This is a genomic window from Nonomuraea sp. NPDC001699, assembly GCF_053596455.1.
The window spans coordinates 1-2551 of the sequence record NZ_JBSFGF010000074.1 but is presented as its reverse complement, the minus strand read 5'-3'; the positions used below and the strand labels follow the sequence as shown (position 1 = coordinate 2551).

The window sequence follows — 2551 nt, the reverse complement described above, 5'->3', positions numbered from 1 at the left end:
GTGAACACCTCGGCTCCCAGGTGGCGGGCGATCTGGATGGCGGCCATGCCGACCCCGCCGGCTCCGGCGTGGATGAGGACCCGCTCGCCTCGTGAGAGGCCGGCCAGGTCGACCAGCCCGTACCAGGCGGTGGCGAAAGCTCCCGGAACTGCGGCCGCGTCGGCGAAGCTCCACCCTTCAGGGATCTTCACCATCAATCGCTGATCGGTTACGACATGAGGGCCGAACGTTCCCTCGCCCAGCCCCATCACCCGGTCGCCTACGACGAGCTGCTCCACTCCCGGGCCGACCTCGCTCACCACACCGGCGAACTCGACACCGAGCGGACCGGCCTCACCGGGATACATGCCCAGGACGTTGAGCACATCGCGGAAGTTCAGCCCTGCGGCGCGGACCTGCACCCGTACCTGCCCGGTGTCCAGGTCCCGGTCCGCGCGCGGGTCCGGCACCAGCGCCAGTCCTTCGACCGAGCCGGGCGTGGGGCAGTCCAGCCGCCACGCCCCGTCTCCGTCCGGTACTGCCAGGTCCTCCCCGGCCCGTGCGGGGGTGAGCCGTGGGACCAGGACCCGGCCCTGGCGGACCAGGATCTGCGGCTCATCCCCCACACCACCCGGCACGCTGCCGGTGCCCAGCACGTTGGCCAGCGCCTGCCAGGAAGCGAGTTGTCCGTCCACGTCGACCAGCAGGAACCGGCCGGGGTGCTCGGCCTGCGCCGACCGCGCCAGCCCCAGCACCGCCGCCCCTACCAGCTCACGGTCAGGATCGGTGGTGCCGGGATCGGCGTTGTGGCCCACCGTGACCACGCCGGTGGTGAGCAGCACCAGCCGGGTCTCGGCCGACCGCTCACTGGCCAGCCAGCCCTTCAACACCTCCACCGCCCGGTCCAGCTCCACACGCAACCGCGACAGCAGCTCACCGTGCTCGTCGTGGGTGGGCGCTCCCATGTCCAGGTGCAGGATCACCGTCCCAGTTGTCGGCTCCCCGGCAGCCAGACCCGCGTCCAACGCCGACAGGTCGGAATAGTGGCCCACGACAGCGCCACCAACCGCCCGCACCCCCGCCACCACATCACCGGAGGACGGACCGACCACGATCACCTCCCCCGGCGCCGAATCCGCCGGGCCCCCTGACCACGGCACCCAGTCCAACCGCAGCAAAGACGACGACGAACCGGACGCGCGAACCAGCTGCCCCTCCCCCAGCTCCCGTAGAACCAGCGAACCGATCGAGACCACGGGCCTTCCCGCTGCGTCCGCCGCCTCCACGGTTATCGCGCCGTCCTCGGCAAGCCGCAGACGCACCCGAAGCTGCCGGGCCGCAGCCGCGTACAACCTCACGTCCTTCCAGGAGAACGGCACCGTGATCTTCTCTTCGCCCGCAGCGTCCCCGCCAGAGTTCTGCTCCGCCAGCCCGATCGCGTGCAGGGCCGCGTCCAGCAACGCCGGATGAACCTCGAACCGGGCGGCATCCACACACTCCCGCTCACCCAGCTCAACCTCGGCGAACACCTCTCCCCTGCGCACCCAGGCCCGTTTCACTCCTTGGAAAGCCGGCCCGTACCCGTATCCCGTTTCCGCCAGCTTCTGGTAGAAGCCCTCCACTTCCACCGCCCGCGCCCCCACCGGCGGCCACACACCCAGCTCGAATCCAGCCTCCGCGCCATCCCCGTTCACGCTCTCGGCGCTCTCGATGTCCGTCGTGCTCTCGGCTATGACTGCGCTGGCGTGACGTCGCCACCCCTCCCCCGCAGCCGTTCCCGCTCCCGTCCCGGTTGCCGTCCCCGTCCCTGCTCCCGGTCGGGCGTAGACGTGGACCTCGCGTCGCCCGTCCGCACCCGCGCCGGACACCCGCACCAGCACCTGGGCTGAGGAGTCGGTGTCCAGCACCAACGGCGCCTCCAACGTCAGCTCCTCAACCCGCGAACAGCCGACCCCGTCACCCGCCCGGATCACCAACTCCACGAACCCCGTACCAGGAAAAATCACCGACCCGCCGACAGCGTGATCGGCCAGCCACGGATGAGCGGCCAGCGACAACCGCCCCGTCAACACCAGCCCGCCCTGCTCCGGCACCTCCACCACCGCACCCAAGAACGGATGATCCGCACCCGCCAGCCCCAGCTGATCCGCCCCTACTCCCACCGGCTCCGGACGAAGCCAGTAGCGCTGGTGTTGGAAGGGGTAGGTGGGGAGGTTGGTGGGGGTGTTGGTTGGGGTGGGGGTGAGGAGGGTGTTCCAGGTGATGGGGGTGGTGGTGTGGGTGTGGATGGTGGCCAGGGCGTGGAGGAGGGTGGGGGTTTCGGGTTGGTTTTTGTGGAGGGTGTTGATGGTGGTGGGTGGGGGGGTGTTGGTGGTGGGGGTGGGGAGGTTGTGGGTGGTGAGGGTGGTGAGGGGGTTGTCGGGTCCGATTTCGATGTAGGTGGTGACGCCGGCGTTGTGGAGGTAGTTGATGGTGTTGGCGAAGTGGACGGGTTGGCGGGCGTGGGTGGCCCAGTGGGTGGGGTGGAGGGTGGTGGTGGGGGTGGCTGTGGTGTTGGTGATGAGGGGGGTGT

At 69.8% G+C, this 2551-nt stretch carries 1 protein-coding gene; it reads right to left on the bottom strand.

The genetic code is table 11. The annotated features are described in order from the left end of the window. Positions 1 to 2551: polyketide synthase dehydratase domain-containing protein (locus ACWCSU_RS52710; RefSeq protein WP_449945220.1), on the bottom strand; the 2551-nt coding region annotated here is incomplete at both ends.